This is a genomic window from Gordonia sp. IEGM753 (assembly GCF_050321825.1).
Classification (GTDB): Bacteria; Pseudomonadota; Gammaproteobacteria; order Pseudomonadales; family Pseudomonadaceae; genus Aquipseudomonas.
The window spans coordinates 131262-157312 of record NZ_JBNQGB010000003.1 but is presented as its reverse complement, the minus strand read 5'-3'; the positions used below and the strand labels follow the sequence as shown (position 1 = coordinate 157312).

Genomic DNA, 26051 nt, shown 5'->3' with positions numbered 1-26051 from the left:
CCATCTTTGAAAAATAGCAGGCTATCGATTTAATAGCCGTTTTCTATGATCCAAAGCGCTCCATTAACGCGTCAAACGTCCATCGGATCGCCCTCTAACAGAGGACTACAAACCGGCCAAACAGTTCTGAATACTCAACTTCATTCAGCATCGTCCACAAGCTTCAACAATGGCTCTTGAAAACGCAGCAAACGCCCCGCGTTCCCCAGTACCAGCAAAGTGCTGAGGTTATGCAGCAAAGCGGCGATCATCGCACCTGCAGCGCCGAGCCAGCCAAATGCGGCGAAAGCGACGATGGCCAACGTCCACCCCAAACCAATGATGACGTTCACTTGCAGGGTTTGCCGGCACTGGCGACTCAAGCGTACGCACGTACCCAACCTGCGCAGGTCGCTGCCAATCAGCACGATGTCTGCCGAGGCCAGTGCGATATCCGCACCGCCAGCGCCCATCGCCACACCCACCACGCCAGCCTTCAGCGCCAACGAATCGTTGATGCCGTCGCCCACCACCATTGGCCGGAAGCCATTGTCGATTTCCGTCAGCACCCGGTTCAGTTTGTCTTCAGGCAAGGCTTGCGCCTCGACATTGCTGATGCCGACGTCTCGCGCCAACGTGTGCGCAACGCTTTGCCGATCACCGGTGAGTAATAGCTGGCGGCCCAGCCCCAAGTCGCGCAACTCATTCAAGGCAAACCGCGCTTCAGGCTTGACCGTGTCGGCCAACAGCAGCCACGCGATAAATTCACCGTTCAACGCGAGCCCGGCAATCGGTCCATCGTGCTCGGGCACCTCAGAGGTGGCGATGCCCAGCTGAGCGAACAGCTCCGGCCGCCCCAGCGCCGCTTCGCCCTCCCCGGTCATTGCCACCACTCCCAAACCCTGACGCTCGCGAATGTCCGACAGCAGCAGGAAATGCTCCTGTGTGACCAACCCGGCAAGTGCCCGGCTGACCGGATGGCTGCTGGCCGAACCGAGGCTGGCAGCAAGTTTCAGAATGCGTTCGCGATCCGCCAGTGGGCTGTCGATAGATTGCAATCGCAGCGTGCCGTAGGTCAGTGTTCCGGTCTTATCGACCACCAATGACGTCAGGTCCGCCAACTCTTCAAGGAACGCCGAACTGCGAATCAAAATACCGTGGCGCGCAGCAACAGCCACGCCGGCAATCGCCGTGGCGGGTGCCGATAAAACCAGTGCACAAGGACAAGCCGCTACCAACACCGCGAGCATGGCTTGTGCGTCGTTCGTCACAAACCAGGTGACCGCTGCCAACAGCAACACCAGCACCATGTAGCTGCCCGCGTAGCGTTCCAGCAAACGGGTTATCGGCGGCTTGGATCGCTCGGCGCTTTGCATCAGTGCGATGACTTTACCGAGGGTTGATTCATTACCGGTGCGCGTCACTTCGATACGCAACAGACCGTCCAGATTGATGGCCCCGCCGAAGACCGGCATGCCGACCATCGCCTCCATCGGCACCGACTCGCCGGTAATTGATGCGGTGTCCAGACTTGCCTGACCGGACAGAACGCGGCCGTCGGCCGGCACTCGATCACCAGCGCGCACCTCCACCACGTCACCTGCTTTGAGCGTGCTGTTATCAACTTCCAGCACGGCGCCGTCGAGCTGCACCTTGCGTGCATGGCTGCGTGTCAATTTGCCGAGGGCGTGAATGGCTTCCTGAGAACCTATTACGCTGCGCTCTTCCAGCACGTGACCGAAGATCATGATGATGGGCAACAGGGCCGCCGTCAGCAGATCGCCCGTCGCCCATGCACCGAGCATGGCCAAGGCAATCAATTGATCAGTGATTCCGTGCAGGCTCGGATAACGCAAGCTGTACCAGGCCGAACGCATCACCGGCACCGCGACCAATACAGAGGCAAACCCCAGCAACAGTTGGCTGACTCCGGTCTGTTCCGGCGACATCCAGCGCCAGATCAAGCCCAGCGCCAGCAAGCCGAGCGCGAGCATGGCCAGGGTCAATTGGCGAGCAGCACTGCGTTGTTCGGCCGAGGACAGCATGCTCGGTGCGGCAGCGGTTTGCGCAGTCATTGTGTCGCTCCCTGAATGATCAGGCGGGAATCGTCTTTCGGGTTGACGGTGGTGACCGAGCCAGCCTGGCTCAATATCTTCGGCATGCGCTCGCGATAGATCCGCAACAACATCTGTGGATCGGTGCCCCGCTGTTGAGCGGTGGCCAGGCTCAACACCGTCGCGGTGTCAGCCGATGCTTTGGCCAAGCGTTCGCTCGCTTGGGCATGGGCGACTTGCAGCGTGCGGTCGGCTTGCTCATTGGCGGTCTGGGTGAGTTTTTCGGCTTCGGTGCGCGCATTGGCCACCGCTTTATCGGCCTGTTGGCTGGCAGTCAAAACCGCATTGAAGGCATTCACTGCTGGCCCCGGCAAACTCGATTGCACATCGACACGCGCAACCTCGATACCGATTCCTTGACCGGTTGCGGTCAGTTCGGACAACCGTTGATTGATGCCTCGTACCAGATCACCCCGTAACCTTTCGCGCCGTTCGGCCGCTTGATTATCAGCGCCGATCAGCTCCGGACGCGCCACCAGAATGGTGTCCAGATCTCGTGCTGCTGTGAGGGCAACAGCGCTACGCGTCACCAGCCTATCCAGCGCCGGCAGTACATGCTCGCCCTGCAGCACAAAGGCATAAGGATCGGTGACCTTGTAAAAGACCCGCACGTCCAGTTGCACCACGCCGGCATCACCGGTCAACAAATACCCGGAACCGGCCAAGGCATCGCTCAATGGCGTGGCGAAAGAAGCAACGCGATCGGCTTGTAACGCGGTATCACTGCGTAACAGGTTCTCTACCCGCCGCTCGATCACTCGATCTGCCGCTGGCAACAAAATCACCTGTTCAAATGGACGTGGCCACGCCAAGAGCAAACCCGCATTCTGGATGCGATCCAATGCGCCGAAGTGCATGACCACTGCTCGATTCTGCGGGTCAATTTGCCGAACATTGGAGAATGCCCACGCCAATGCGGCGAGCACCGTGACTGCATACAGCGCTAAAAAAGCCACACGACCGGCCTGAATCCAAGCACTGCTCAGCTCATTTGTTCCACGTGGAACTATTTTCATGGCTGCGATCCGGACTTGATATCCAGCGTCGGCGGACCATCGACCAGAACGCGAAACGGTGCGGCATCAGTGCGCAGGATCAACTTGGTGCCGGGCGAGACAATGGTGCCCAACGTATCAAGAGACCGCAGCAGGTTGTACAGCTGCGGAGAACCCGCATAGGCGCGCCCATAAATCTGCGCCGCTTCGACTCGCGATTGAGCCTCGATATCGGCGGCTTTCACCGTAGCGTCGGCCTGCACAATGCGTGCGTCTCTTTCGGCGGCGGAACGAATCTGTGCAGCTTCGCGCTTACCGATGGCGGTACGTTCGGTGGCAATTGTTTCACGCTCGGCGCGCATTCGATCCACCGTCGCAGTGAGGGTAACCGACGGCAACGTCAGACGTTCAATGCCGACTTGCAACACCCGAACGCCATACGTGGTGAGCAACTGCTGATCAATTTGCTGACGCAGTTGCGCTTCGAAATCGGCGATGTGCACCTGATTGGCGTCGGTGTTTACCAGGTTTGCCAAGTCAAAACTGCTGGCAGTGGTTTCCAGTGCGGAACCGACAAAAGTACGAATCTGCCGCGCGGCTTCGTCCGGCTGATTCTGCACCGCACGCATGAAGCGCTGCACATTGTCGGGATCGCCCTGCACCTGCCACGCCACATAGGCTTGAACGATGATGCGCAAACCGTCGCGCGTGCCCACATCCTGCAAGCCGCTCGACGTGGTGCGCAGCCGCAGATCAACCGGGATAGCAGCCTCAAAAGGCGCGGGCCAGCGCCAGCCAAGACCTGGCGCAAGCAGAACGCGTGACGGGTTGCCGAAGCGAGTAATCACCGTCGCCTCCCCCGAGCGCACTTGCACCAGGCTCGCCGCCGCGATTGCAAACGCGACCAGCAATGCCGCCCAACCCATCCGCCGCCATGGAAACGGTCCCGCCTCCTGCGGATCACCGTGATGGTGATGATGATGCCCGTGGTGATGGCCGCCATGGCCGTGATCGTGACCGCTGTGGTCGTCGTGATCGTGAGTGTGCGACTGGCTCAATTGGCAGCTCCTGGCTGAGCGGTATGACGCGGCGGCGCGGGGTCAGCCGGCAGCGTAAACGTTCTTAAATCGATGGTCGGCGCGTTGCTGCTGCCACCCAGTCGATGATCGATAAGCAATAGCTTGGCGTTCGCCAGGCCTTGGGAGAGTTGGCTGAAGTACTGCTCCAGCACGAACGCCTGACCCGCGCTGGCATAGGCTTTTTGCTCGGCGCTGAACTTCAGGTCTGCCGCTTGCGCGGTAGCGCCAATTTCGCGTGCGTTGGCGGTGGCCTGATCACGAGCAACACTGGCCTGCAATTGCGCCTGATTGATGGCTTCGGCGGCGGCGCCACGCTCACGCGAGATCAACGCCTGCGCGCCGATCTGCGCGGCCTGCACAGCGTGATACGCGTTGGCAGCACCCGCCGGCGGATGAATGGCTTCCACCACCGTTGCAAGTATTTCCACACCGCTGTCGAGCGTTTGCAAATCAGCCTGAACAGCTTGGCCAATCTGTTCGCCCAGCCCTACCCGGTCTTCACCCAATAAGCCGTCGAGGGTTCGCGAGGCGAAATCGTGAACCAGAATTCGGCTCGCGGTACTGCGAATCAGCGTCGGTACGTCGGCGCTGTTGTAAGTCGCGGCCAGCGCGTCTTTGTCTGTCAGGCCAATGCGATAGACAAAGCGCACATCCATGTTGACGATTTGAAAGCTCTGCTTGTCGGCGCGGCTACTCGCAATGACCTGTGATTTGTCGTTCACGTGGCTGGCGTCCCACAAACGATTGGCGATTGCCGGGGCCGGGCCTTCTGCAGGTTCGGCGACTGCCGGCGCCGGAGCCTCGCCGACACTGGTCGCCAACTCGTGAACCACACCGTTCTCGACGCTTATCACGCGTCCCAATGGCCACGGCAAACCTGTGTGTAATCCGGGGCCGAACACCTCCACCGGCTTACCGAAGCGCTCGTAAATACCACGCCCTTGCAAAGGTATTTCGTGAACACCGGTGAGCGCCCAACCCACTACCGCCACAACCGCCAACACCGGCAAAAACGCGCGGCGCATGTAGGTGAACGCCCAGATTTGCCGCAGATCGATACCAAACCGGTTGTGCAACTCATGCTGCAAAGCCTGCAATGGTTGGGGCGGCCAGCGCAGCATGTCCGCCACAAAACTGCGGGCCAGCAATGTCGGCTCGAGTTGTTCGCGCTGCGGGCTGAACAACGACAACACGGCACGCAGCAATAATTCGACCGCGACCAGCCCCGGCAATAGACCGATCAACACCGCGAGGCGCACGGGCCAAATTGACGTTTCGCTGGCAAACAACAAGCACAATGCGCTGAGAACCAGGCAGATGATCGCCACACGCGTCAGTTGTGCCAACGTTCCCGCTTCAGGCCATTGCGCTGAATTTTCCTGGGCCAGTTGTCGCTCCAGCACCAGCAACCCAAAGGACAGCAGCAACGACAGCGCTGCCCCAACGCTGGCCGACAGACCCAACGCTGTCGCCGGTAATGCCAGGTTCCAGAATTGGCTGATGCTGAATAGCGCCAATACGGCCCACGCGCCCAGCCACAACGTCGGCGCGCCAATTTGCGAGAGCGTTAGCATCCAGCGTTGGCTGATGCGCTCTAAAAAGCGCTCGTACCAGCCAACCGGAGCAGTCACCTCGTGCGCGATGACAGTCGGCGCCGGCACAGAAGGGCTCATCACGCGTGCGCGCCATTGGGTCGTCCACCACGCGGACTGCAAGCCTGCCACCAGCACCAACAAGCCAGCGCTTTGATTGACCAGCAGTGCCGGCCATAACGACAGCGGCGCGAACAACCCGACGAAAAACGCCAACAACAGGCCTGTTGCCGCCAGCGCCCCCAAACCAAAGGCTATCTGGCGTAATCGCCGCCCTTGAAATACAGCCTGTTGAAAACGCGGCAGCTCTGCTACCGCTGCTCCATCAACGTCGAGATCGACTTGCATACCACTCCGGTCTTATCGTTGCTCACGTAATAATTCGTTACGATATAACGATTACGGTGAAATTTTTGTACTAAATCTGCCTATCTAAAAACGCTCGACCTGTCGCTTGGCTGAAGCCTTGACCAAAAGCCTGTAAAACGCACATATTACGATCGTAATTTTTACCGAGAATGTTGCTACCAATCCTGACCCCGTTCAATCCAGGAGTGAAACCATGAGCACTTACGACATCGTGATTTTGGGCGCAGGCCCCGGTGGTTATAACGCAGCCATCCGTGCCGGCCAACTCGGCCTTAAAGCGGCGTGCGTAGAAGGACGCGCAACGTTGGGTGGCACTTGCCTGAACGTTGGCTGCATGCCATCCAAAGCATTGCTGCACGCCTCCGAGCTTTACGATGCCGCTATGGGCGCTGAATTTGCCGACCTGGGGATTGAGGTCAAACCTGTCCTTAACCTCGCCCAGATGATGAAGCAGAAGGATGAAAGCGTTACCGCACTGACCAAAGGGGTCGAGTTTCTTTTTCGCAAAAACAAGGTCGACTGGATCAAGGGCTGGGGGCACATTGATGGTCCGGGAAAAGTCACGGTGACCGACAGCCAAGGCAACAAGACTTCGCTGAGCGCCAAAGACATCATCATTGCCACCGGCTCTGAACCCACTCCCCTGCCGGGCGTCGAGGTCGATAACAAACGCATTCTTGATTCCACTGGCGCGCTGTCATTGACCGAGGTGCCCAAGCATCTGGTGGTGATCGGCGCGGGGGTTATCGGCCTCGAACTGGGTTCGGTATGGCGGCGTCTGGGCGCACAGGTAACGGTGGTCGAGTTTCTGGACCGGATCTGTCCCGGCGTGGACGGCGAGGCAGGCAAAACCCTGCAACGCTCGCTGAGTAAACAAGGCATCACTTTCAAATTGGGCGCCAAGGTCACCAGTGCCACCACCTCGCAAAATGGGGTTCAACTCAGCGTCGAGCCTGCAGCGGGCGGCACGGCCGAGTTACTCGAGGCTGATTACGTGTTGGTGGCGATTGGGCGTCGGGCTTATACCCAGGGCCTGGGCCTGGAAAACGTCAACCTCGCCACTGATAAGCGCGGGATGCTGGCCAACAAGGGCCATCGCACCGAAGCTGCCGGCGTTTGGGTCATTGGTGACGTCACCTCAGGACCGATGCTTGCCCACAAGGCAGAAGACGAAGCAATGGCGTGTGTCGAACAAATTGTCGGCAAGGCTGGCGAGGTCAATTACAACCTGATCCCCAACGTTATCTATACCCGGCCGGAGCTGGCCAGCGTCGGCAAAACCGAAGAGCAACTCAAGGCTGAAGGTCGCGCGTACAAGGTTGGCAAATTCCCGTTTACCGCCAACAGCCGAGCGAAGATCAACCATGAAACCGAGGGCTTCGCCAAAGTGCTGGCCGATGAACGCACCGACGAAATTCTGGGCGTGCACCTGGTGGGCCCGAGCGTCAGCGAAATGATCGGTGAATATTGCGTGGCCATGGAGTTCAGCGCCTCGGCCGAGGACATTGCCCTAACCTGCCATCCACACCCGACTCGCTCCGAAGCATTGCGCCAGGCCGCGATGAATGTGGAAGGGATGGCGACGCAGATGTAAGCCCTGGAGCTTCCCACGCCCGGCGTGGGAACGCTGCTATGAGGCAGGCAAATGTTCCAGCGGCAGTGCACCTGGGGTTTTGACGGTGTGAATCGCAAAGTTGCTGCGGATGTCACTCACACCCGGCAATTTCAATAATCGACCCGTTAGGAAGCGGTCATAGGCCCGCAGATCCGGCACCACCACCTGCAGCAGAAAGTCAGATTCGCCAGACACCAAAAACGCAGAAATCACTTCAGGTAGAGCGGTCACCGCCAGCCGAAAAGAGTCAGCCTGCTCGTCGTTGTGACGTTCCACTTTTACCCCGACAAACACGGTCAGGCCGAGCCCGACTTCGTCGCGATCCAGATTGGCCTGATAGCCGCGAATGACGCCTGCCTCTTCCAGCATGCGTACCCGGCGCAAACAAGGCGACGCCGACAGGCCGATCTCGTCAGCTAACTGTACGTTGCTTAACCGACCGTCACGTTGCAGGGCTGCCAGAATTTTTCGGTCATAAGCGTCCAGTTTCATGATTTGGCAGATCCTGATGGTTAAAGCACGATTTGATGGCAGGTTATGCCAAGCCGAGCTGTATGAGAAGCAAACTACGCAACCACCTGCCCTGCCCTTCAGCCCTAGACTGGCCCCACCAGATCGACAGCGAATGGGGTGTGACATGGCAGGACTTTGGCTTTTTTGTATGGCATTGGCCGTGGTTTATCTGTTGCCGGGGCCAGACATGATCCTGCTGCTGCAGACCGGCGCGCGCCAGGGCAAACATGCCGCGCTGGCGACTGCGGTCGGCCTGGGAATTGCTCGCGCATGCCATGTGGCGTTAGCCGCTTTAGGGCTGGCGGCGTTGTTCAAGGCTGCACCCTGGACCTTCGATGTGGTTCGTCTGGCCGGGGCCGCTTACCTGTTGTGGATCGGTATTCAGTGCTTGCGAACCACGATGCTGCCACGCTTTGCAGAAACCAACACCGCCAGCGAGCAACCGCGCTGGACCGCTGCCATTCAGCGCGGCGTATTGACCAACCTGCTCAACCCCAAGGCTCTGCTGTTTTGTTCAGTGCTGTTGCCACAATTCATCGATCCGCAGGCTGGACCGGTGCTCGCGCAATTCGCGGTGCTGGGCATGATGTTGGTTGGCGTGGGTTTGTTGTTCGACAGCGCCTACGCACTGACGGGCGCCGCGCTAGGCCGTTGGCTGCAACGCAGTCCATCAGCCCAACGCCTGCAGCAGTGGCTGTTTGGCAGTCTGTTGATCGGCTTCGCGGTGCGGCTGACGTTCGTTCAACAGGCATGAGCCTTATCGGGTTTGGCGTCTGCGTCGAATGATGAACAGCAACACCGCGGCCGTTATCGCGATCACAGCGCCGAACTGCAAGGGTTTCTTGTAGGGACGCAGCTGCGATCGTACTGAGTCAGTGACCTGGGTCACGTAGTACTTGTCAACGTTCTGGAAGTCAGGTGTCGGGCATTGATGACCAAAATCACCGGCCCAGACTACATACGGACCTTGCTCTACGTAACGCTTATAAAAAGCGCTTTGTTCCTGCAGGCTGGTGCCCCATGACGACGCCGAGCACAGCACCGCTGCAAATGCCTGACTGGTGTGGGGCAGATGATCGGCGGCCCTGCTCGCCAAGGCTGTAGCGACATAGCGATAATGGAATCGCTCATCAGGTTTCGCGACGGTGGCTTGCTGGCGCTGCACTTCACTGGCGGTTATCAGCGGTCCAACCTGAAGTTGCGCAGACTCCAGGCTGTAGTTGCCGCCCAAGGTTGCGTAATCCGGTGACATCTCATAACCCAGAAGCTCCATGCCATCGAATCGGGCGACTGTTGCGGCGTAGTAATAGGCAAATGCACGCTTGGTCGGCCACCATTTTGATTCGGCGTCGTGGCGTAACTGGCCGTACCACGTAGCCTTTTTTTGCCATTCCACGTTATCAAAATACGCTGGCGCCTGATCGTAGCGCTCCTCACGCAGCAATCGCCGAGCGAGCAAATTGCGCAGTTTGGCGGCCACCGGCAATGGCACGTAATTATCGCGATCCTGCTGAGTCTGCGCTGGCGGCGCAGGCACATGGGTGTCGACGTAAGCTTTCAATTCATCGAGCGTCAGTACCCGCTCGGCAACGGTGGCCGCGTCGAGCCAATAGATCCCGTTGCTGCGATATAGCTGATCAAACGCCTGCAGGTAATCCCCACGCTGCAACGCCAAAATCGCGCTTTCACCTTCAACTCGGCACTTGGGTTGCAGCGTTTCGACATCCCAATCAGGGGTACGACGTTCGCCCCAAGACTCGCTTTGCGGGAATGCCTGGGCTGCTTTGGCGTAGGCCGCGGCGGCCGCGGTCTGGTCGCCCTCGCGCATCGCCAGTTTGGCCCGCAGCCACCATGCCAGCCCACCGTCGCCAGCATGCTCAAGGAAGGTTTTGGCGCTGGCGTAATCGCCTTGTTGATAATTCACTGCCGCCAGACGATCTGCATTATCGAGGCTGCCCCGCGTGCTGTTTTGCAGCAGTTTGATCAACTTGAGCTGATTCGGCGGTTGCTCGTCGAACGACCAGCCCAATCGGCTGAGCAACGAGGCCGTGACCAATTGCTGCACCTGTTTGCCTTTCAGCAAAACAGCCAATTGATCGTCTGGCATTGCCGCCAGATCAGCCATCAACAATTTCAATGAGCTGTAGCCCACGGCCGAACCGTGCAGGTTTTGCGTGGCATACAGTTCGATGGCACTGTCCCAGTCGCCAGCGGTACGTGCAACGCGAGCCTCTTCCCCCAGGCTGGCAACGCCCAGTTCCAATGGATCGCTGAAGCCATCGATGCTTAGCTGACGTGTCTGCTCAAACGCTTGTCGAGACTGCGCCAGCACGTTCGGGGTCGCGTTCGCTTCGGCGCTCATGGCGAACAGCGCACGGCCCAGCGAATAAGCCGCCCACGTGCTGCGTGTCGCCCTTTGATCGGCCGGCAGCGCCAGTACTTTCTGGAAGTACTCGACTGCCAGTGCATGCTCGCCAGCGTTGAACGCCACCGCGCCCGCCAGGTAGAACCTGAGTTCAGCCGCCAGGTTCGCGCCCTGAGCCTCAACCTGATGCGCATCGGTGAGGCCGCGCAACTGTTTAATCAACGCCTGCTGTTCGGCCGTCAAACCGGACTGCTCAGCCTCCTCACGTTGATCGGCGTAGTGCGGGGCATCACCGTAGCCATCATTCGGATTGTTCGTGGCGGCTGTCGCGTTCTTCAGCCCGGCGATTGCATGCCCTAGACGATTGATCTCAAAGTTGAAGTTACCTTCCGGCAGCTCTGCCAATGACTGGCCCCGGTTGTCGAGCAGGCGCATCGGGAAGTCCGGTCCGCAGGCCAGCGCCGAACCCAGCGGCAGGCTGAGACCCAGGCACAGCAGATGACGCGGCCAGTTACGGGTAAACATTCCAAGCTCCTTGATCAATATGGGCGCAGCGTGCCCAACCGATGGCACGCTGCCCGCCGGCGGCTATTCGCCCGTCGCGCACGCGTGTGAAGGTAAGCAGATCCGAAGTCTGCTGCAACGTATAACCGGCCAACGCATCAGCCCCCTCACAACCTTGGGCTGCAAGTGTCAGACGCTCGGGCCACGCACTGTCGAGATTGCCTTGGTTGCGGACACTGATGTCATACAGACCTTCTTGTGCCGAGAGGTTGAGCGTCAGCCGACTGTCGAGAGCGTCACCCCGCGCCACGGCGCGCAACGTGGTCAGGCTCCAGGCCCGGCGATCATTGACCAATGGCAGGCGAAACCAGATCAAACCGGCCATGTGCGCCGGCGGATCATCGCGCAGTTCGCGGGCCAGCGTGCTCAGTTGTTGTGGATCGGCCAACAACTCGCGACGCTTGCCGCCACGCTCGATCGGCACTTCACTTTCAACCACAGGTGCACCGCCGTCGCTCGGCAGCAGTGCGACGCCATAAGCGGGAAGCGCCAGATAAAACGGCTTTTGGGTGATGCGGCTCCAGTCCTTGGCCCACTTTTTTGCCTGTGCGGGATCGAACAAGCCACGCTGCGGATCGCTGACCGCGTGCACTTGCAGCACACTGCTATCGGCTGTGGATAACAACGCAGGCAATTGCGGGCTGTTCAGCCACGCCGGCAACGCGGTGATACTCAGCGCTAACGCACTCGGTAACGCGGCGCGCAGGTCTGTCAGAAATATCCGGTAAGCCGGTAGCCGTGCGTTACCGGCGTCGTGGTCAATCTCCACGCCGTCCACACGCAGGCCGAGTGCTTGCCAATCAGCGATGACGTGTTGAATCTGCGCAATGACGTCGGCCGTGTCCAGTGACTGGAGTTGGCCGTCCAGGCGCACCACGGCAATCAACGGACGGCCATCACGCTTTAGCAGCTCGGGATCAATCCTGGACCGGCGCAAGCCTGATTGCGCGAAGGCCTGCAAGGCCAATACGCGCAACGTCGAAAAATCCGCCCTGCTGTCTTTTAGCGCGGCTTCGTGTGCCTGCGTCCACTGTCGTTGCCAGACATACAATTGCTGATCAAGCGGCGGCGCATCGGGTTTATCGCAACCGTTGAGCAACACCAGCGCCGTCAGCAAGGCCGACAGACGAGCCAGAAAATACATAAAACATCCTGATAGCTTCAGCGTTCGGCAGATGCTACAGGTCGAGTACCAAAGGCTGCGAGCCTTGCGCGGGGATCGCACAACAAATCAGCACGTTTCCATCCTCCGGCACCTCGGCCGGTGGCTGTGGATAATTCACCTGACCGCTGATCAAGCGTGTTTTACAGGTACCGCATGAACCACCGCGGCAACTGAACTCCGGGCGCAGTCCACGGCTTTCCGCCAATTCCAGCAGGCTACCGCTGTCAGGCTGCCAGCGCGCCTCCTTGGCCGAGCGCTGGAACACTACCGGCACCGCAATCGTAGCCGCCGGTGGCTGCTCGATGATCACCGCGTCGGGGTCGGGTTGGCGGCGCAACGTCGAGGGGCCAAAGGTTTCGGCGTGAATGCGCGCATCGCTGATGTGCAGATCTCGCAGACTGTCATACAGACCTTGGGTAAAGCTGCCAGGGCCGCAGAGTACAAAATCCAGCTGATCGTAGTCTTCTACGTCAAGCATGCGCTGGAGCAAGGCGATGTCGATCCGTGCGCTCACGTCAAAATCGTCTCCTTCCACAGCCTCTGCTTCAGGCTGACTAAGCAGGCGCACCACGCGCACCGAATCACCCGCCGCCTCCAGCAAACGATCCAGCTCGACGCGAAACGCCTGGTCGGCCAACGTGCGTGAACTCTGGAACAGCCATGTAGGACGAATGTGTCGAGTGCGCAGGCCTTGATACACCACCTCACGCAGCATCGACAGCAACGGCGTGATGCCGACGCCCGCCGCCAGCAACACCAATGGCCGACGTTCATGAGGGGCCACAGTGAAATGTCCCTGGGGCGCGCGGGCCTGCACAATGTCGCCCACGCGCAGTTGTTCATGCAGATGCGATGACACCACACCTTCACGCTTCACACTGATACGAAAAAAATCATCCGACGGCGCACTCGACAAGCTGTAGGTGCGGATATGCCGCTCACCGTCAATGTTGAAACACAGCGGCAAATGTTGCCCCGCCTGAAATACCGGCAACCCTGCACCCTCGACAGGCTCCAGGTAAATCGAGCGAATGCTGCGGCTTTGCGCTTCAATACGCGCCACCCGCAATGGCCGCCAGCGATCCCCCAATGCCTGGGCCTGCAACCGCGCAGCGGTCTGCTGCCAGGTACCGGTCATCAAACTGTTGGGTGACATGCCGTCGAAGCGCCAACGCAATGCCAGCGCGGCAGGCCGCCGTACCAGCATTTCCACCTCAAATGTCCACAAGCGTTCCGCCCCCTGAAAGGCTTGGACCTGCGGGCCGTCGAGAATGATGTCGGTGCGGCCGCTGAGGTGCAACAGATCGCCCGAACTGAAATCGATGAACAGCAAACCGGCGCGAGGATTGATCAGCAAATTACCCAAGGTGTTGAAAAACAGATTGCCGGCGAAATCCGGAATGGTCAGGCGATTACCTTCAACCTTTACAAAACCGGCCTGCCCGCCACGGTGCGAAACGTCCACCGAACGTTGCCCATCGACGTCCACATAACTGGCGACAAAAAAAGTGTCGGCGCCAGCGATCATGCTTCTTGCCGCCTCATCAAGTCCTTTCAGGTGTTGCGCGATACGACTCGAAGCCTCCGCCATTGGTACCGATTGCAACTGGCGCAACTGAATGTACTGCGGGCAATTGCCGAATGACTGCTGCACGTTCACATCAAAGCCTTGGGGTGTTACCGCGCTGACATGGCCGTTAAGCCGATTACGGCGTCGGGTATGCAGCTCGATTCCAAGCAAGCCAATGGCCGCCCCATCCTTTATTTGCGCAGGATCATCAGCGGCAGGCACACTTTCGAACCGCAGCACACTTGGCTCTGGTGATTGAGCGAAGCCCGGCGCACCTTCAAGAATACTGGCCCATGGGTGGCCATCGGCATCCACTGCGCCGTACAACATGAACGGTAATTGCCGATAGAACGCGCGGTGCTGGTCCGGCATTTGAGTGCGAATAACCTTACGACCGAACGCCTCCATTCGCTCGGCGACACCGACACGAGCCTGCATCTGTATTTCGCCGCTGTGCCAAGGTGAACGGTCCATAACGGCATCCCCTTTACGCTAATCAAGCATCAGGCAGTTTTTTGCAGGCCGGCCACGGTGCGCGGCATCCCCGTAAAACCAGGCAACGCTTCAATCCGTGCCAGCCAGGCCTGCACGTTGGCGTAGTCGTCGAGCGACACGTTGCCTTCCGGCGCATGGGCAATGTAGCTGTAGGCCGCGACGTCAGCGATGGTCGGTTCATTGCCGACCAGATAAGGCGAATCGGCCAGTTCCTGATCAATCAATTTGAGCCACAGATGAGAAAAAGCGATCACTTCTTCGGCGTTATACGGTGCCCCAAACACGGTGATCAACCTTGCGCGGCCGGGACCAAAGGCAATCGGCCCAGCCGCTACAGACAGCCAGCGCTGGACCTTCGCCGCGCCAACCGGATCAGCCGGCAGCCAACGGCCATTCCCGTATTTTTGCGCCAGGTAAACCAGAATCGCATTGGAATCCGCCAGCACCAGGCCTTGATCATCAATGACCGGAACCTGCCCAAAAGGGTTGAGCGCGAGAAAATCCGGCTGTTTGTGCTCACCTTTCGCCAGATCGACGAAAATCAGCTCTGTCGGCAATTGCAGCAGAGACAGCATCAACTCCACACGGTGTGCGTGGCCGGAACGAGGGAAGTTGTAGAGTTTGATCGCTTGCATGGTCGACTCCGCAGGTGATGGCGCCGCTCACAAACAATCCGGCGCCGGTAGAGCTATCTTCTACCCATCACCAAAACAACAGAATAACCAGGCAACGCAATCAATTATTTCACCCTGCGCAATAAATGATCGCCCTGCAACGCAGGGTGCTCACGCAAGGTTTGCGCCGCAAAATCCACAAAACTGCGAATGCGCGCGGGTGCCTTCCGACCGCCCTGATACACCAGGTGGATCGGCAAGGGAGGCCATTCAAAGTCCGCCAGCACTATTTCCAGTTCTCCGGCCGCGACCTTGCTCGCGACTTGATAGGACAACACCCGTGTCAGTCCCAGCCCCAGGCACGCCGCGGTGATAGCCGCCTGATTGGCTGTGACCACCAATCGCGGTTCTGGCCGGACACTGAGCGGCACAGTGCCGTCCATAAACGGCCAGTTTCTGAGTTGGCCGATAGAGGACGTCGCAATAACCGGTGCCTGAGCCAGGTCATGTGGGTGCCGAGGTCGATTGTGGTGGGCGAAAAAACCCGGGGATGCGCAAATCACCCGCCGCACTTCGCCCACACGAATGGCGTGCTGATTACTGTCGGGCAGCTCGCCGATGCGCACCGCCACATCGATACCCTCCTCGACCATGCTCACCACTCTGTCGACCAGTAAACCGTTGATGCTGACTTCCGGGTACCGAGTCAGGTACTCCACCATGATCGGCGTAACAAACAATTCGCCAAACAGCACCGGTGCAGTGATGGTCAGTTGCCCACGAGGATGAGCGTGGCTGCCGGCTGCCGAATCCTCGGCTTCCTGCACTTCGTTGAGAATTCTCCGACAGTCTTCAAGGTAACGCTGACCCGGCTCAGTCAAATACACGCTGCGTGTGGTGCGCGTCAGCAACGGCGTGCCAATACGCTTTTCCAACGCCGCCACCGCACGAGTGACGCTCGCAGCCGACAGACCCAAACGTCGCGCTGCCGCCGAAAAGCTTTGGTCTTGGGCGACAGCGGCAAAGACTTGCATTTCCTGAAATCGGTCCATCATGCGTGTCCTTTATCCGGGTAAAAAAAATCGCAACCAAGGCTGCGATTTTTTACTGCTTCGGTCAGCTGTGGATAACTTATTCCACCGTCACCGACTTCGCCAGGTTGCGTGGCTGATCGACGTCTGTGCCTTTCAGTACGGCCACGTAGTAAGACAGTAATTGCAGCGGGATGGTGTAGAGGATCGGCGACAGGATGTCGTGGATGTGCGGCATTTGTACAACATAAGTGCCTTCACCATTGGTCATGCCAGCCTTTTCGTCGGCGAAAACGATCAGTTGACCGCCGCGTGCACGGACCTCCTGCAAGTTGGACTTCAGCTTCTCCAACAATTCGTTGTTCGGCGCCACGGTGACCACTGGCATGTCGTTATCCACAAGCGCCAACGGGCCGTGTTTCAGTTCACCGGCCGGATAGGCTTCGGCGTGGATGTAAGAAATTTCCTTTAACTTGAGTGCGCCTTCCATCGCGACCGGGTATTGCGCGCCACGGCCAAGGAACAGGGTGTGATTCTTGTCAGCGAACAGCTCGGCGATTTTCTCGACGGTGCTGTCCATTGCCAAGGCTTCGCCCAGACGAATTGGCAGGCGACGTAATTCTTCGACGAGCGTGGCTTCAACGCCTTCGGCCAACGAGCCGCGAACCTGGCCCAGTGAAAGGGTCAGCAGCAGCAGGCCAACCAGTTGAGTGGTGAACGCTTTGGTGGAGGCGACGCCGATTTCGCGACCGGCCTGAGTCAGCAGGGTCAGATCGGATTCGCGCACCAGTGAGCTGATGCCGACGTTACAGATCGCCAGGCTGGCCAGGAAACCCAGCTCTTTGGCGTTGCGCAGCGCGGCCAGCGTGTCGGCCGTTTCGCCGGACTGGGAAATGGTCACGAACAGCGTGTCGGGTTGCACCACGACCTTGCGGTAGCGGAACTCACTGGCCACTTCGACCTGGCAAGGAATGCCGGCCAGCTCTTCGAGCCAGTAACGGGCAACCATGCCGGCATGGTAGCTGGTGCCACATGCGACGATCTGCACATTGCGCACTTTGGCAAACAGCTCGGCAGCCTGCGGACCAAAAGCCTGCACCAGCACACCGTTCGGGCTCAGGCGGCCTTCGAGGGTGCGTTGTACAACGATCGGTTGTTCGTGAATTTCCTTGAGCATGAAGTGGCGAAATTCGCCTTTATCAGCAGCGTCGGCACCGTCCCGATACTGCACGGCTTCACGTTCGACAGCCTGACCGTCGATGTCCCAGATCTGCACATGGTCGCGACGAATCTCGGCGATATCGCCTTCTTCCAGGTACATGAAGCGGTCAGTAACCTGACGCAACGCCAGTTGATCGGAAGCCAGGAAGTTTTCGCCAAGGCCCAGGCCGATGACCAGCGGGGCGCCGCTGCGCGCAGCCAACAAACGGTCCGGTTGCTGGGCGCTGATGACCGCCAAACCGTAGGCACCGTGCAGCTCTTTGACGGTCGCTTTCAGCGCTACCGTCAGATCGTGCAGGTCTTTGAGTTTGTGGTTCAGCAGGTGAGCAATGACTTCGGTATCCGTGTCCGAGATAAACACGTAGCCCAAGCCCTTGAGTTGCTCACGCAGGACTTCGTGGTTCTCGATGATGCCGTTGTGTACCACGGCCAGGTCACCGGAAAAATGCGGGTGAGCGTTGCGTTCACAAGGTGCGCCGTGAGTAGCCCAGCGGGTGTGGGCAATGCCGAGGCGACCTACCAGCGGTTCTGCGGCCAGGGCCTGTTCCAACTCGCTGACTTTGCCTGGACGGCGCACACGCTCAAGCTTTCCATCATTGGTGTAGACCGCCACACCCGCGCTGTCATAACCCCGGTACTCGAGGCGCTTCAGGCCTTCGAGCAGGATGGCGGTGATGTTACGTTCTGCGACGGCGCCAACAATTCCACACATGCTATTTCTCCTGACTGACAGCCGCGCAAATCAACGTGATACCGCGGGCCTGAATCTGATCCCGTGCCGCTGTCGGCAGGCGATCATCGGTAATTAGGGTATGGACACTGCTCCATGGCAGTTCCAGGTTGGGAATCTTGCGGCCGATCTTGTCGGATTCGACCATCACCACTACTTCACGTGCGACCTCGGCCATGACTCGGCTCAGGCCCAACAATTCGTTAAAAGTGGTCGTACCGCGCACCAGGTCGATGCCATCAGCCCCGATAAACAACTGGTCGAAGTCGTAAGAGCGTAGTACTTGCTCTGCCACTTGGCCCTGAAAGGACTCGGAGTGAGGATCCCAAGTGCCGCCCGTCATCAACAGCACAGGTTCGTGTTCGAGTTCGCTCAGGGCGTTGGCTACGTGCAGGGAATTGGTCATCACCACCAAACCCGGTTGTTGCCCGAGTTCAGGGATCATCGCCGCCGTGGTACTGCCGCTGTCGATGATGATGCGGGCATGCTCGCGAATGCGTGTAACAGCAGCCCGGGCAATAGCCTGCTTGTATTTGGAGACCGGTTGACCGATATCGGCTACCAGTTCTTGCGGCATGGTGATTGCCCCGCCATATCGACGCAGCAACAAACCATTGCTTTCAAGTGCAGCCAGATCCTTGCGGATCGTAACTTCCGATGTTTCGAATCGCTTGGCGAGCTCATCGACACTGACTTCGCCCTGTTCATTGAGCAAGGCGAGGATATTATGGCGACGTTGAGGCGTATTGCGTTTCGACATGGCTGACTAAGTTTCGATTCGAAAGATAACGGAAGCAATCAAAACCTATTAGCGAAACTTCGTCAAGCGCATGCCGATAAAAAGATCTGTGGATAACTCAGGTCTTTTTGATTTTCTCTGGCCGCTTCCAACCATCGATATTGCGCTGGCGAGCGCGGGCAACGGCCAGTTGCGACTTATCCACATCTTGATTGATGGTCGAGCCGGCAGCAGTGTTTGATCCATCACCGATAGTCACCGGGGCAACCAGTGAGTTATTGGAGCCAATGAACACATCTTCCCCAATCACGATTTTCCACTTGTTGACCCCATCGTAGTTGCACGTGATGGTGCCGGCTCCGACGTTGGTTCGCGCCCCGATCTCTGCATCACCCAAATAGCTAAGGTGCCCTGCCTTGGCGCCCTCACCCATGTGCGCATTCTTCAATTCGACAAAGTTACCCACATGCGCGCGCGCCTCCAGCACAGTGCCTGGGCGCAACCGGGCAAACGGGCCCGCGTCGCTGCCTTCACCCAGCACCGCACCGTCGATATGACTGTTGGCCTTGATCACCACACCTTTGCGCAGGGTGCTGTCCTTGATCACGCAGTTCGGACCGATCACCACGTCATCCTCTATCACGACGTTGCCTTCGAGGATCACGTTGATGTCGATCAGCACGTCGCGCCCGACAGTCACTTCACCTCGTACGTCGAATCGCGCCGGATCGCGCAGGGTCACGCCTTGAGCCATCAAGCGACGGCCCGCGCGCAATTGATAATGGCGCTCAAGCTCCGAAAGCTGTTTGCGATCGTTGGCGCCCTGCACTTCCATAGCGTCATGCGGTTGCTCGGTGGCCACCACCAGACCATCGCTGACGGCCATGGCAATCACGTCGGTCAGGTAGTACTCGCCTTGAGCGTTGTTATTGGAGAGTCGGCTCATCCAGTCGCCAAGGCGAGCGAAGGGCACCGCCAGAATGCCGGTGTTGCCTTCAGTGATTGCACGCTCGGCTTCACTGGCGTCTTTTTGCTCAACGATCGCGGTGACCTTTCCTTCAGCGTCACGCACGATGCGACCGTATCCAGTAGGGTCGGCGAGCTCCACGGTGAGCAAACCCAGTTGCTTTGGTGCAACTTTCTTCAACAGGCGTTGCAAGGTATCGACTTCAATCAGCGGCACATCGCCGTACAGGATCAATACGTTTTCGGATTCGATAAATGGCACGGCCTGCGCAACCGCGTGGCCAGTACCCAATTGCTTGTCTTGCAGAACAAAATTCAAATCATCCGCAGCCAGTCGCTCGCGCACCGCTTCCGCACCGTGGCCAATCACCACGTGAATGCGTTGTGGATCAAGTTGCCGGGCGCTGTGGATAACATGGCCGAGCATCGAATTACCGGCAATCGGGTGCAAAACCTTCGGCAATGCAGAACGCATGCGTGTGCCCTGACCGGCAGCAAGGATTACGATTTCTAGAGACATGACTGGCTACCAATCCTGGGTGTTCAGCGGCGACAGCGCGCTGAGGAAAGTCGGAAAAGAAAAAAGGGTAGCCGAGGCTACCCTTTTTAATCAATCGCACAACAAGTCCGGGACGGATTAACCGCCAAACTTCTTGCGGATCTGCTGGACGGTGCGCAGCTGAGCTGTCGCCTCGGCCAGACGTGCGGCGGCAGAACCGTAATCGAATTCTGCACCACGTTCATGCAAGGCCTTCTCGGCAGCCTTAACGGCTTCCTGAGCGGAGGCTTCATCCAGGTCGGCAGCACGTTGCACAGTGTCGGCAAGCACCTTGACCATGTTCGGCTGAACCTCGAGGAAACCACCCGAGATGTAAAACACCTCGGCTTCCCCGCCCTGCTTGATCAGGCGGATAGGACCTGGCTTGAGATTAGTGATCAGCGGCGCGTGACCCAGGGCGATACCAAGATCACCGAGTGCACCGTGCGCAATCACCATCTCGACCAGGCCGGAAAAGATTTCCCCTTCCGCGCTGACGATATCGCAATGGACTGTCATAGCCATCTGATTGCCTCAACCTAAATTAGCGCCCGTTGCCGGGCGCCGGGATTACAGTTTCTTGGCTTTCTCGATCGCTTCTTCGATGCCGCCGACCATGTAGAACGCTTGTTCTGGCAGGTGGTCGTAGTCACCGTTGAGGATGCCTTTGAAGCCAGCAATGGTGTCTTTCAGGGAAACGTATTTACCCGAAGCACCGGTGAAGACTTCAGCCACGAAGAACGGTTGCGACAAGAAGCGCTGGATCTTACGAGCACGGTTTACCAACTGCTTATCGGCTTCCGACAGCTCGTCCATACCCAGGATCGCAATGATGTCCTTCAGTTCTTTGTAACGCTGCAGAACGTACTGGACGCCGCGAGCGGTGTCGTAGTGGTCCTGGCCGATCACGTTTGGATCCAGCTGGCGCGAAGTCGAGTCGAGTGGATCGACCGCTGGGTAGATACCCAGGGAAGCGATGTCACGGGACAGAACGACGGTGGCGTCCAAGTGAGCGAACGTGGTCGCTGGCGACGGGTCAGTCAAGTCATCCGCAGGTACGTATACCGCTTGGATCGAGGTGATCGAACCGTTTTTGGTCGAAGTGATACGCTCTTGCAGAGTACCCATCTCTTCGGCCAGGGTTGGCTGGTAACCTACTGCGGAAGGCATACGGCCCAGCAGTGCGGATACTTCAGTACCGGCCAGGGTGTAACGATAGATGTTGTCGACGAACAGCAGAACGTCGTTACCTTCGTCACGGAACTTCTCGGCCATGGTCAGGCCGGTCAGTGCTACGCGCAGACGGTTACCCGGCGGCTCGTTCATCTGACCGTAAACCAGTGCCACTTTGTCCAGAACGTTGGAATCCTTCATCTCGTGGTAGAAGTCGTTACCCTCACGAGTACGCTCACCCACACCGGCGAACACGGAATAACCGCTGTGCTCGATGGCGATGTTACGGATCAGTTCCATCATGTTTACGGTTTTGCCTACACCGGCACCACCGAACAGACCGACTTTACCACCCTTGGCGAACGGGCAAACCAGGTCGATAACCTTGATGCCGGTTTCCAGCAGGTCGTTGCCGCCCGCTTGTTCTGCGAAGGTTGGCGCAGGACGGTGAATGCCCCAGCGCTCTTCGGTGTCGATCGGGCCAGCTTCGTCGATCGGGTTACCGAGGACGTCCATGATCCGGCCCAGGGTCGCTTTACCGACCGGTACGGAAATGGCTGCGCCAGAGTCGGTGACTTCCAGACCGCGCTTCAAGCCTTCGGTGGAACCCATCGCAATGGTACGAACCACGCCGTCGCCCAGCTGCTGCTGAACTTCCAGGGTGGTGCCGGCATCGCTTTGTACTTTCAACGCGTTGTAGATGCTCGGTACGCTGTCGCGTGGAAATTCCACGTCGATAACGGCGCCGATGATTTGAACGATACGTCCGCTACTCATAGCTGGATCCTCTGAATATTTGAACCGTTAAACCGCGGCAGCGCCGCCGACGATTTCCGAGATCTCTTGGGTGATCGCAGCCTGACGCGCCTTGTTGTAGATCAGCTGCAAATCGCTGATCAAATCACCGGCGTTGTCGGTAGCGTTCTTCATCGCGATCATCCGCGCAGCTTGTTCGGCCGCGTTGTTCTCGACCACCGCCTGGTAGACCTGCGACTCGACGTAACGGACCATCAAGCCGTCTAGCAGCTCTTTGGCATCCGGTTCGTAGAGATAGTCCCAGTGGTGCTTGAGTTCTTGATCCGGGGTTGCCACCAGTGGAATCAACTGCTCCACGGTAGGCTGTTGCGTCATGGTGTTGATGAACTTGTTGGACACAACGCTCAAACGGTCGATACGACCATCGAGGTAGGCATCCAGCATCACCTTGACGCTGCCGATCAGATCATTGATCGACGGTTCTTCACCCAGGTGGCTGATAGCTGCTACGACGTTACCGCCGAAGTTGCGGAAGAAAGCCGCACCCTTGCTACCAACAACACACAGATCGATCTCGACGCCGTTTTCACGGTTTTTCGCCATGTCCTTGACCAAGGCCTTGAACAGGTTGGTGTTCAAACCACCGCACAGACCACGGTCACTGCTCACTACAACATAACCAACGCGCTTGATTTCACGGTCGAGCATGAAGGGGTGGCGATATTCCGGGTTGGCGTTGGCCAAATGACCAATAACCTGGCGGATGCGCTCCGCATAAGGACGGCTAGCAGCCATGCGCATTTGTGCCTTGCGCATTTTACTGACCGCCACTTTTTCCATGGCGCTGGTAATCTTTTGCGTGCTTTTGATGCTCGCAATCTTACTGCGAATCTCTTTTGCGCCTGCCATGTAACACCTATCAGGTTAGCAAGCGGGAGCCTTGCGACTCCCGCTGCGGCTTACCAGGTTTGGGTGGCCTTGAACTTCTCGATACCGGCTTTCATGCCAGCGTCGATTTCGTCATTGAAGTCACCCTTCACGTTGATCTTCGCCATCAAATCGGCGTGATCGCGGTTGAAGAAAGCAATCAGCGCTTGTTCGAAGCTGCCGATCTTGGCGATTTCAACGTCAGTCAGGAACCCACGCTCAGCGGCATACAGCGACAGCGCCATGTCAGCAATCGACATTGGTGCGTATTGCTTCTGCTTCATCAGCTCGGTAACGCGCTGACCATGCTCAAGTTGCTTACGGGTCGCTTCGTCCAGGTCAGAAGCGAACTGGGCGAATGCCGCCAGTTCACGGTACTGAGCCAGAGCGGTACGGATACCACCGGAGAGCTTCTTGATGATCTTGGTCTGCGCGGCACCACCCACACGGGATACCGAAACACCGGCGTTCACAGCAGGACGGATCCCGGAGTTGAACATGGCCGATTCCAGGAAGATCTGACCGTCGGTGATGGAAATCACGTTGGTCGGAACGAACGCGGAAACGTCGCCAGCCTGGGTTTCGATGATCGGCAGTGCGGTCAGGGAACCGGTTTTGCCGGTCACTGCGCCGTTGGTGAACTTCTCTACGTATTCTTCCGAAACGCGCGAAGCACGCTCCAGCAGACGGGAGTGGAGATAGAACACGTCGCCTGGGTAAGCTTCACGGCCTGGTGGACGGCGCAGCAGCAGGGAAATCTGGCGGTAAGCCACTGCTTGCTTGGACAGATCGTCATAAACGATCAGCGCGTCTTCACCGCGGTCGCGGAAGAATTCACCCATGGTGCAACCGGAGTACGGTGCCAGGAATTGCAGTGCTGCAGATTCCGAAGCGCTCGCAGCCACGACAATGGTGTTAGCCAGTGCGCCGTTTTCTTCCAGCTTGCGAACTACGTTGGCGATGGTCGATTGTTTCTGACCGATTGCTACGTAGACGCAGAAGATGCCGCTGTCTTTCTGGTTGATGATCGCGTCGATCGCCAGAGCGGTTTTACCGATCTGACGGTCACCGATGATCAGCTCACGCTGGCCACGGCCGACAGGGATCATGGCATCGACAGCCTTGTAGCCAGTCTGTACAGGCTGGTCTACCGACTTACGCCAGATCACGCCTGGAGCAACTTTCTCGACCGCATCGGTCTCGGTGTTGTTCAGCGGACCTTTGCCGTCAACTGGGTTACCCAATGCGTCGACTACGCGACCCAGCAGTTCCTTACCAACCGGAACTTCGAGGATGCGGCCGGTGCACTTGGCGCTCATGCCTTCAGCCAGAGACTGGTAGGAGCCCAATACCACGGCACCTACAGAGTCTTGCTCAAGGTTGAGAGCCATACCGAAGACGCCGCCCGGAAACTCGATCATCTCGCCGTACATGACGTCGGCTAGACCGTGAATCCGCACGATACCGTCAGATACGCTGACGACAGTGCCTTCGTTACGGGCTTGGGAGGTCACATCGAGTTTGTCGATGCGGCCCTTGATAATTTCACTTATTTCGGAAGGATTGAGTTGCTGCATTGCTCTGCTGCCCCTTCAAACTCAAGATTTCAATGCTTCGGCAAGGTTCGCGAGTTTGCCGCGAACCGAGCCATCGATAACCAGGTCGCCGGCGCGGATGACAATGCCCCCAATAAGGGATTTGTCTTCCTCGACTTGCAGGCGCACTTCCCGGTTGAGTCGTGCACTGAGAACCTTGGCGAGTTTGTCTTTCTGTTCTTGGTTCAATGCAAAAGCACTGGTCACTTCAACGTCTACCGATTTCTCTTGTTCGGCCTTGTACAGGTCGAACAGAGCGGATATCTCCGGCAAAAGCGGGAGACGGTCGTTTTCGGCAACGACGTGAATGAAGTTCTGTGCCTTGGCATCAAACTTGTCGCCGCACACGTCAATAAACGTGGCGGCCTTGTCTGCGCTCGTCAGTCGCGGGGCCTTGAGCACGCGCTGCATGGTGTCGTCTTGCGACACTGCTGCAGCCAGGCCGAGCATGGCTGACCAAGAGGCCAGTTGCTGGTGGGCCTGGGCGTGCTCGAAGGCTGCCTTAGCGTAAGGTCGGGCCAACGTGGTCAATTCTGCCATGATCGCCCTCGCTTAAATTTCAGCAGCCAGTTTGTTTACCAGCTCCGCGTGCGCGTTTTGATCGATTGTGGCACCCAGGATCTTCTCGGCGCCGCCAACGGCCAGTGCACCCAATTGGGCACGCAGCGCGTCTTTGACACTGTTCAGTTCCTGCTCGATCTCGGCCTGAGCCTGAACCTTCACACGGTCAGCGTCGATACGGGCTTTTTCAACAGCCTCTTCGACGATCTGGTTACCGCGTTTCTTGGCTTGCTCAATGATTTCGGCTGCCTGAGCTTTTGCTTCGCGCAGTTGTTGACCCGCTTTATCTTGGGCCAACTCCAGGTCGCGAGCTGCTCGGGCGGCAGCGTCCAGTCCATCCGCGATCTTCTTCTGACGTTCGTGCAAAGCCGCGATGACCGGAGGCCACACGAACTTCATGCAAAACAGTACAAAAATGAAGAACGCAACGGACTGGCCAATCAGGGTTGCATTAATGTTCACGCCAACACCTCGCTCGTTCGTTGCACATCACACCAATTACTCGAAGGTTCGAGTAATTAGCCAGCGAGTTGACCAACGAATGGGTTCGCGAAGGTGAAGAACAGAGCGATACCAACACCGATCATGGTTACGGCGTCGAGCAGACCGGCAACGATGAACATTTTGACTTGCAGCATTGGAACCATCTCTGGTTGACGCGCTGCGCCTTCCAGGAACTTGCCGCCCAACAGGCCGAAACCAATTGCGGTACCCAGTGCGCCCAGGCCGATCAACAGTGCAACAGCGATAGCGGTTAGACCAACTACAGTTTCCATCTTTCCTCC

At 58.2% G+C, this 26051-nt stretch carries 22 protein-coding genes; 2 read left to right on the top strand and 20 right to left on the bottom strand.

Annotated features, from left to right (window positions below):
* Window positions 1–140 precede the first annotated feature (140 nt).
* From ACQR3R_RS17660 to hflK (ACQR3R_RS17645), 4 genes are read right to left on the bottom strand one after another with little or no spacing between them, the layout of a single operon-like run.
* Window positions 141–2054, bottom strand: a complete 1914-nt coding sequence (locus tag ACQR3R_RS17660) for a heavy metal translocating P-type ATPase (protein WP_428273723.1) — start codon at window positions 2052–2054, stop codon at window positions 141–143.
* Entirely contained in the window at window positions 2051–3109 is a 1059-nt protein-coding gene (hflK, locus tag ACQR3R_RS17655) for an SPFH domain-containing protein (RefSeq protein ID WP_428273721.1), read from the bottom strand. The genes ACQR3R_RS17660 and hflK (ACQR3R_RS17655) overlap by 4 nt, the downstream gene beginning before the upstream one ends.
* A complete protein-coding gene (gene hflC / locus ACQR3R_RS17650) occupies window positions 3106–4146 on the bottom strand; it encodes an SPFH domain-containing protein (protein WP_428273719.1) in 1041 nt (346 codons plus the stop codon). The genes hflK (ACQR3R_RS17655) and hflC overlap by 4 nt, the downstream gene beginning before the upstream one ends.
* Entirely contained in the window at window positions 4143–6107 is a 1965-nt protein-coding gene (gene hflK, locus ACQR3R_RS17645) for an SPFH domain-containing protein (protein WP_428273717.1), read from the bottom strand. Before hflK (ACQR3R_RS17645) ends, hflC begins: the two co-directional genes overlap by 4 nt.
* A gap of 214 nt (window positions 6108–6321) precedes the next feature.
* Between hflK (ACQR3R_RS17645) and lpdA the strand changes: the two genes are divergently transcribed.
* Entirely contained in the window at window positions 6322–7722 is a 1401-nt protein-coding gene (gene lpdA / locus ACQR3R_RS17640; protein WP_428273715.1) for a dihydrolipoyl dehydrogenase, read from the top strand.
* Between the two features lie 36 nt (window positions 7723–7758).
* Here lpdA and ACQR3R_RS17635 read toward each other — a convergent pair whose 3' ends face one another.
* Window positions 7759–8235, bottom strand: a complete 477-nt coding sequence (locus ACQR3R_RS17635; protein WP_428273713.1) for a winged helix-turn-helix transcriptional regulator — start codon at window positions 8233–8235, stop codon at window positions 7759–7761.
* 145 nt (window positions 8236–8380) lie between these two features.
* Here ACQR3R_RS17635 and ACQR3R_RS17630 point away from each other — a divergent pair, with 145 nt between their 5' ends.
* Window positions 8381–9010, top strand: a complete 630-nt coding sequence (locus tag ACQR3R_RS17630) for a LysE family transporter (protein WP_428273711.1) — start codon at window positions 8381–8383, stop codon at window positions 9008–9010.
* A 3-nt stretch (window positions 9011–9013) separates the two neighbouring features.
* Here the strand turns inward: ACQR3R_RS17630 and ACQR3R_RS17625 are convergent, their stop codons facing one another.
* The 15 genes from ACQR3R_RS17625 to atpE all read right to left on the bottom strand — a co-directional run bounded on the left by ACQR3R_RS17625 (window position 9014) and on the right by atpE (window position 26042).
* Window positions 9014–11146, bottom strand: coding sequence for a hypothetical protein (locus tag ACQR3R_RS17625; RefSeq protein WP_428273709.1), 2133 nt, complete (start codon window positions 11144–11146; stop codon window positions 9014–9016).
* The gene (locus ACQR3R_RS17620; RefSeq protein WP_428273707.1) at window positions 11133–12329 is read right to left on the bottom strand and encodes a DUF3142 domain-containing protein; all 1197 of its coding nucleotides are present in this window, start codon (window positions 12327–12329) and stop codon (window positions 11133–11135) included. The genes ACQR3R_RS17625 and ACQR3R_RS17620 overlap by 14 nt, the downstream gene beginning before the upstream one ends.
* A 34-nt stretch (window positions 12330–12363) precedes the next feature.
* Window positions 12364–14394: a 2Fe-2S iron-sulfur cluster-binding protein gene (locus ACQR3R_RS17615; RefSeq protein ID WP_428273705.1), complete on the bottom strand. Its 2031-nt coding sequence runs from the start codon at window positions 14392–14394 to the stop codon at window positions 12364–12366.
* 29 nt (window positions 14395–14423) lie between these two features.
* Entirely contained in the window at window positions 14424–15050 is a 627-nt protein-coding gene (locus tag ACQR3R_RS17610; protein WP_428273703.1) for a glutathione S-transferase N-terminal domain-containing protein, read from the bottom strand.
* Between the two features lie 104 nt (window positions 15051–15154).
* The gene (locus tag ACQR3R_RS17605) at window positions 15155–16084 is read right to left on the bottom strand and encodes a LysR substrate-binding domain-containing protein (RefSeq protein ID WP_428273701.1); all 930 of its coding nucleotides are present in this window, start codon (window positions 16082–16084) and stop codon (window positions 15155–15157) included.
* Window positions 16085–16160: 76 nt separating this feature from the next.
* Window positions 16161–17993, bottom strand: a complete 1833-nt coding sequence (gene glmS / locus ACQR3R_RS17600) for a glutamine--fructose-6-phosphate transaminase (isomerizing) (RefSeq protein WP_428273699.1) — start codon at window positions 17991–17993, stop codon at window positions 16161–16163.
* Between the two features lies 1 nt (window position 17994).
* Window positions 17995–18771, bottom strand: a complete 777-nt coding sequence (locus tag ACQR3R_RS17595; protein ID WP_428273697.1) for a DeoR family transcriptional regulator — start codon at window positions 18769–18771, stop codon at window positions 17995–17997.
* 97 nt (window positions 18772–18868) lie between these two features.
* The gene (gene glmU / locus ACQR3R_RS17590; protein WP_428273695.1) at window positions 18869–20236 is read right to left on the bottom strand and encodes a bifunctional UDP-N-acetylglucosamine diphosphorylase/glucosamine-1-phosphate N-acetyltransferase GlmU; all 1368 of its coding nucleotides are present in this window, start codon (window positions 20234–20236) and stop codon (window positions 18869–18871) included.
* 117 nt (window positions 20237–20353) lie between these two features.
* Window positions 20354–20779, bottom strand: coding sequence for a F0F1 ATP synthase subunit epsilon (locus ACQR3R_RS17585; protein ID WP_140665201.1), 426 nt, complete (start codon window positions 20777–20779; stop codon window positions 20354–20356).
* 45 nt (window positions 20780–20824) lie between these two features.
* Window positions 20825–22204 (bottom strand): F0F1 ATP synthase subunit beta, encoded by a 1380-nt coding sequence (gene atpD / locus ACQR3R_RS17580; RefSeq protein ID WP_123408561.1) that lies wholly within the window; start codon window positions 22202–22204, stop codon window positions 20825–20827.
* Window positions 22205–22231: 27 nt separating this feature from the next.
* Complete coding sequence (atpG, locus tag ACQR3R_RS17575; RefSeq protein ID WP_133835239.1) at window positions 22232–23092, bottom strand: F0F1 ATP synthase subunit gamma; 861 nt, start codon at window positions 23090–23092, stop codon at window positions 22232–22234.
* 50 nt (window positions 23093–23142) lie between these two features.
* The gene (gene atpA, locus ACQR3R_RS17570) at window positions 23143–24687 is read right to left on the bottom strand and encodes a F0F1 ATP synthase subunit alpha (RefSeq protein WP_008007884.1); all 1545 of its coding nucleotides are present in this window, start codon (window positions 24685–24687) and stop codon (window positions 23143–23145) included.
* Window positions 24688–24708: 21 nt separating this feature from the next.
* Window positions 24709–25245, bottom strand: a complete 537-nt coding sequence (locus ACQR3R_RS17565; protein ID WP_428273692.1) for a F0F1 ATP synthase subunit delta — start codon at window positions 25243–25245, stop codon at window positions 24709–24711.
* A 12-nt stretch (window positions 25246–25257) separates the two neighbouring features.
* Window positions 25258–25728 carry a F0F1 ATP synthase subunit B gene (locus ACQR3R_RS17560; RefSeq protein WP_008027535.1) on the bottom strand — a complete coding sequence of 157 codons (471 nt, stop codon included), beginning with the start codon at window positions 25726–25728 and terminating at the stop codon, window positions 25258–25260.
* A 56-nt stretch (window positions 25729–25784) separates the two neighbouring features.
* Window positions 25785–26042 (bottom strand): F0F1 ATP synthase subunit C, encoded by a 258-nt coding sequence (gene atpE, locus ACQR3R_RS17555; protein WP_002555987.1) that lies wholly within the window; start codon window positions 26040–26042, stop codon window positions 25785–25787.
* Between the last annotated feature and the right edge of the window lie 9 nt (window positions 26043–26051).

Coding starts and splice junctions, on each gene's coding strand:
- ACQR3R_RS17630 (WP_428273711.1), top strand. CDS start 8,381: ATGGCAGGACTTTGGCTTTTTTGTATGGCATTGGCCGTGGTTTATCTG.
- ACQR3R_RS17595 (WP_428273697.1), bottom strand. CDS start 18,771: ATGTCGAAACGCAATACGCCTCAACGTCGCCATAATATCCTCGCCTTG.
- atpA (WP_008007884.1), bottom strand. CDS start 24,687: ATGCAGCAACTCAATCCTTCCGAAATAAGTGAAATTATCAAGGGCCGC.
- ACQR3R_RS17660 (WP_428273723.1), bottom strand. CDS start 2,054: ATGACTGCGCAAACCGCTGCCGCACCGAGCATGCTGTCCTCGGCCGAA.
- ACQR3R_RS17610 (WP_428273703.1), bottom strand. CDS start 15,050: ATGCAAGCGATCAAACTCTACAACTTCCCTCGTTCCGGCCACGCACAC.
- hflK (WP_428273717.1), bottom strand. CDS start 6,107: ATGCAAGTCGATCTCGACGTTGATGGAGCAGCGGTAGCAGAGCTGCCG.
- atpG (WP_133835239.1), bottom strand. CDS start 23,092: ATGGCAGGCGCAAAAGAGATTCGCAGTAAGATTGCGAGCATCAAAAGC.
- ACQR3R_RS17615 (WP_428273705.1), bottom strand. CDS start 14,394: ATGGACCGTTCACCTTGGCACAGCGGCGAAATACAGATGCAGGCTCGT.
- hflK (WP_428273721.1), bottom strand. CDS start 3,109: ATGAAAATAGTTCCACGTGGAACAAATGAGCTGAGCAGTGCTTGGATT.
- glmU (WP_428273695.1), bottom strand. CDS start 20,236: ATGTCTCTAGAAATCGTAATCCTTGCTGCCGGTCAGGGCACACGCATG.
- atpD (WP_123408561.1), bottom strand. CDS start 22,204: ATGAGTAGCGGACGTATCGTTCAAATCATCGGCGCCGTTATCGACGTG.
- atpE (WP_002555987.1), bottom strand. CDS start 26,042: ATGGAAACTGTAGTTGGTCTAACCGCTATCGCTGTTGCACTGTTGATC.
- ACQR3R_RS17625 (WP_428273709.1), bottom strand. CDS start 11,146: ATGTTTACCCGTAACTGGCCGCGTCATCTGCTGTGCCTGGGTCTCAGC.
- ACQR3R_RS17620 (WP_428273707.1), bottom strand. CDS start 12,329: ATGTATTTTCTGGCTCGTCTGTCGGCCTTGCTGACGGCGCTGGTGTTG.
- ACQR3R_RS17585 (WP_140665201.1), bottom strand. CDS start 20,779: ATGGCTATGACAGTCCATTGCGATATCGTCAGCGCGGAAGGGGAAATC.
- ACQR3R_RS17635 (WP_428273713.1), bottom strand. CDS start 8,235: ATGAAACTGGACGCTTATGACCGAAAAATTCTGGCAGCCCTGCAACGT.
- glmS (WP_428273699.1), bottom strand. CDS start 17,993: ATGTGTGGAATTGTTGGCGCCGTCGCAGAACGTAACATCACCGCCATC.
- ACQR3R_RS17565 (WP_428273692.1), bottom strand. CDS start 25,245: ATGGCAGAATTGACCACGTTGGCCCGACCTTACGCTAAGGCAGCCTTC.
- lpdA (WP_428273715.1), top strand. CDS start 6,322: ATGAGCACTTACGACATCGTGATTTTGGGCGCAGGCCCCGGTGGTTAT.
- ACQR3R_RS17605 (WP_428273701.1), bottom strand. CDS start 16,084: ATGATGGACCGATTTCAGGAAATGCAAGTCTTTGCCGCTGTCGCCCAA.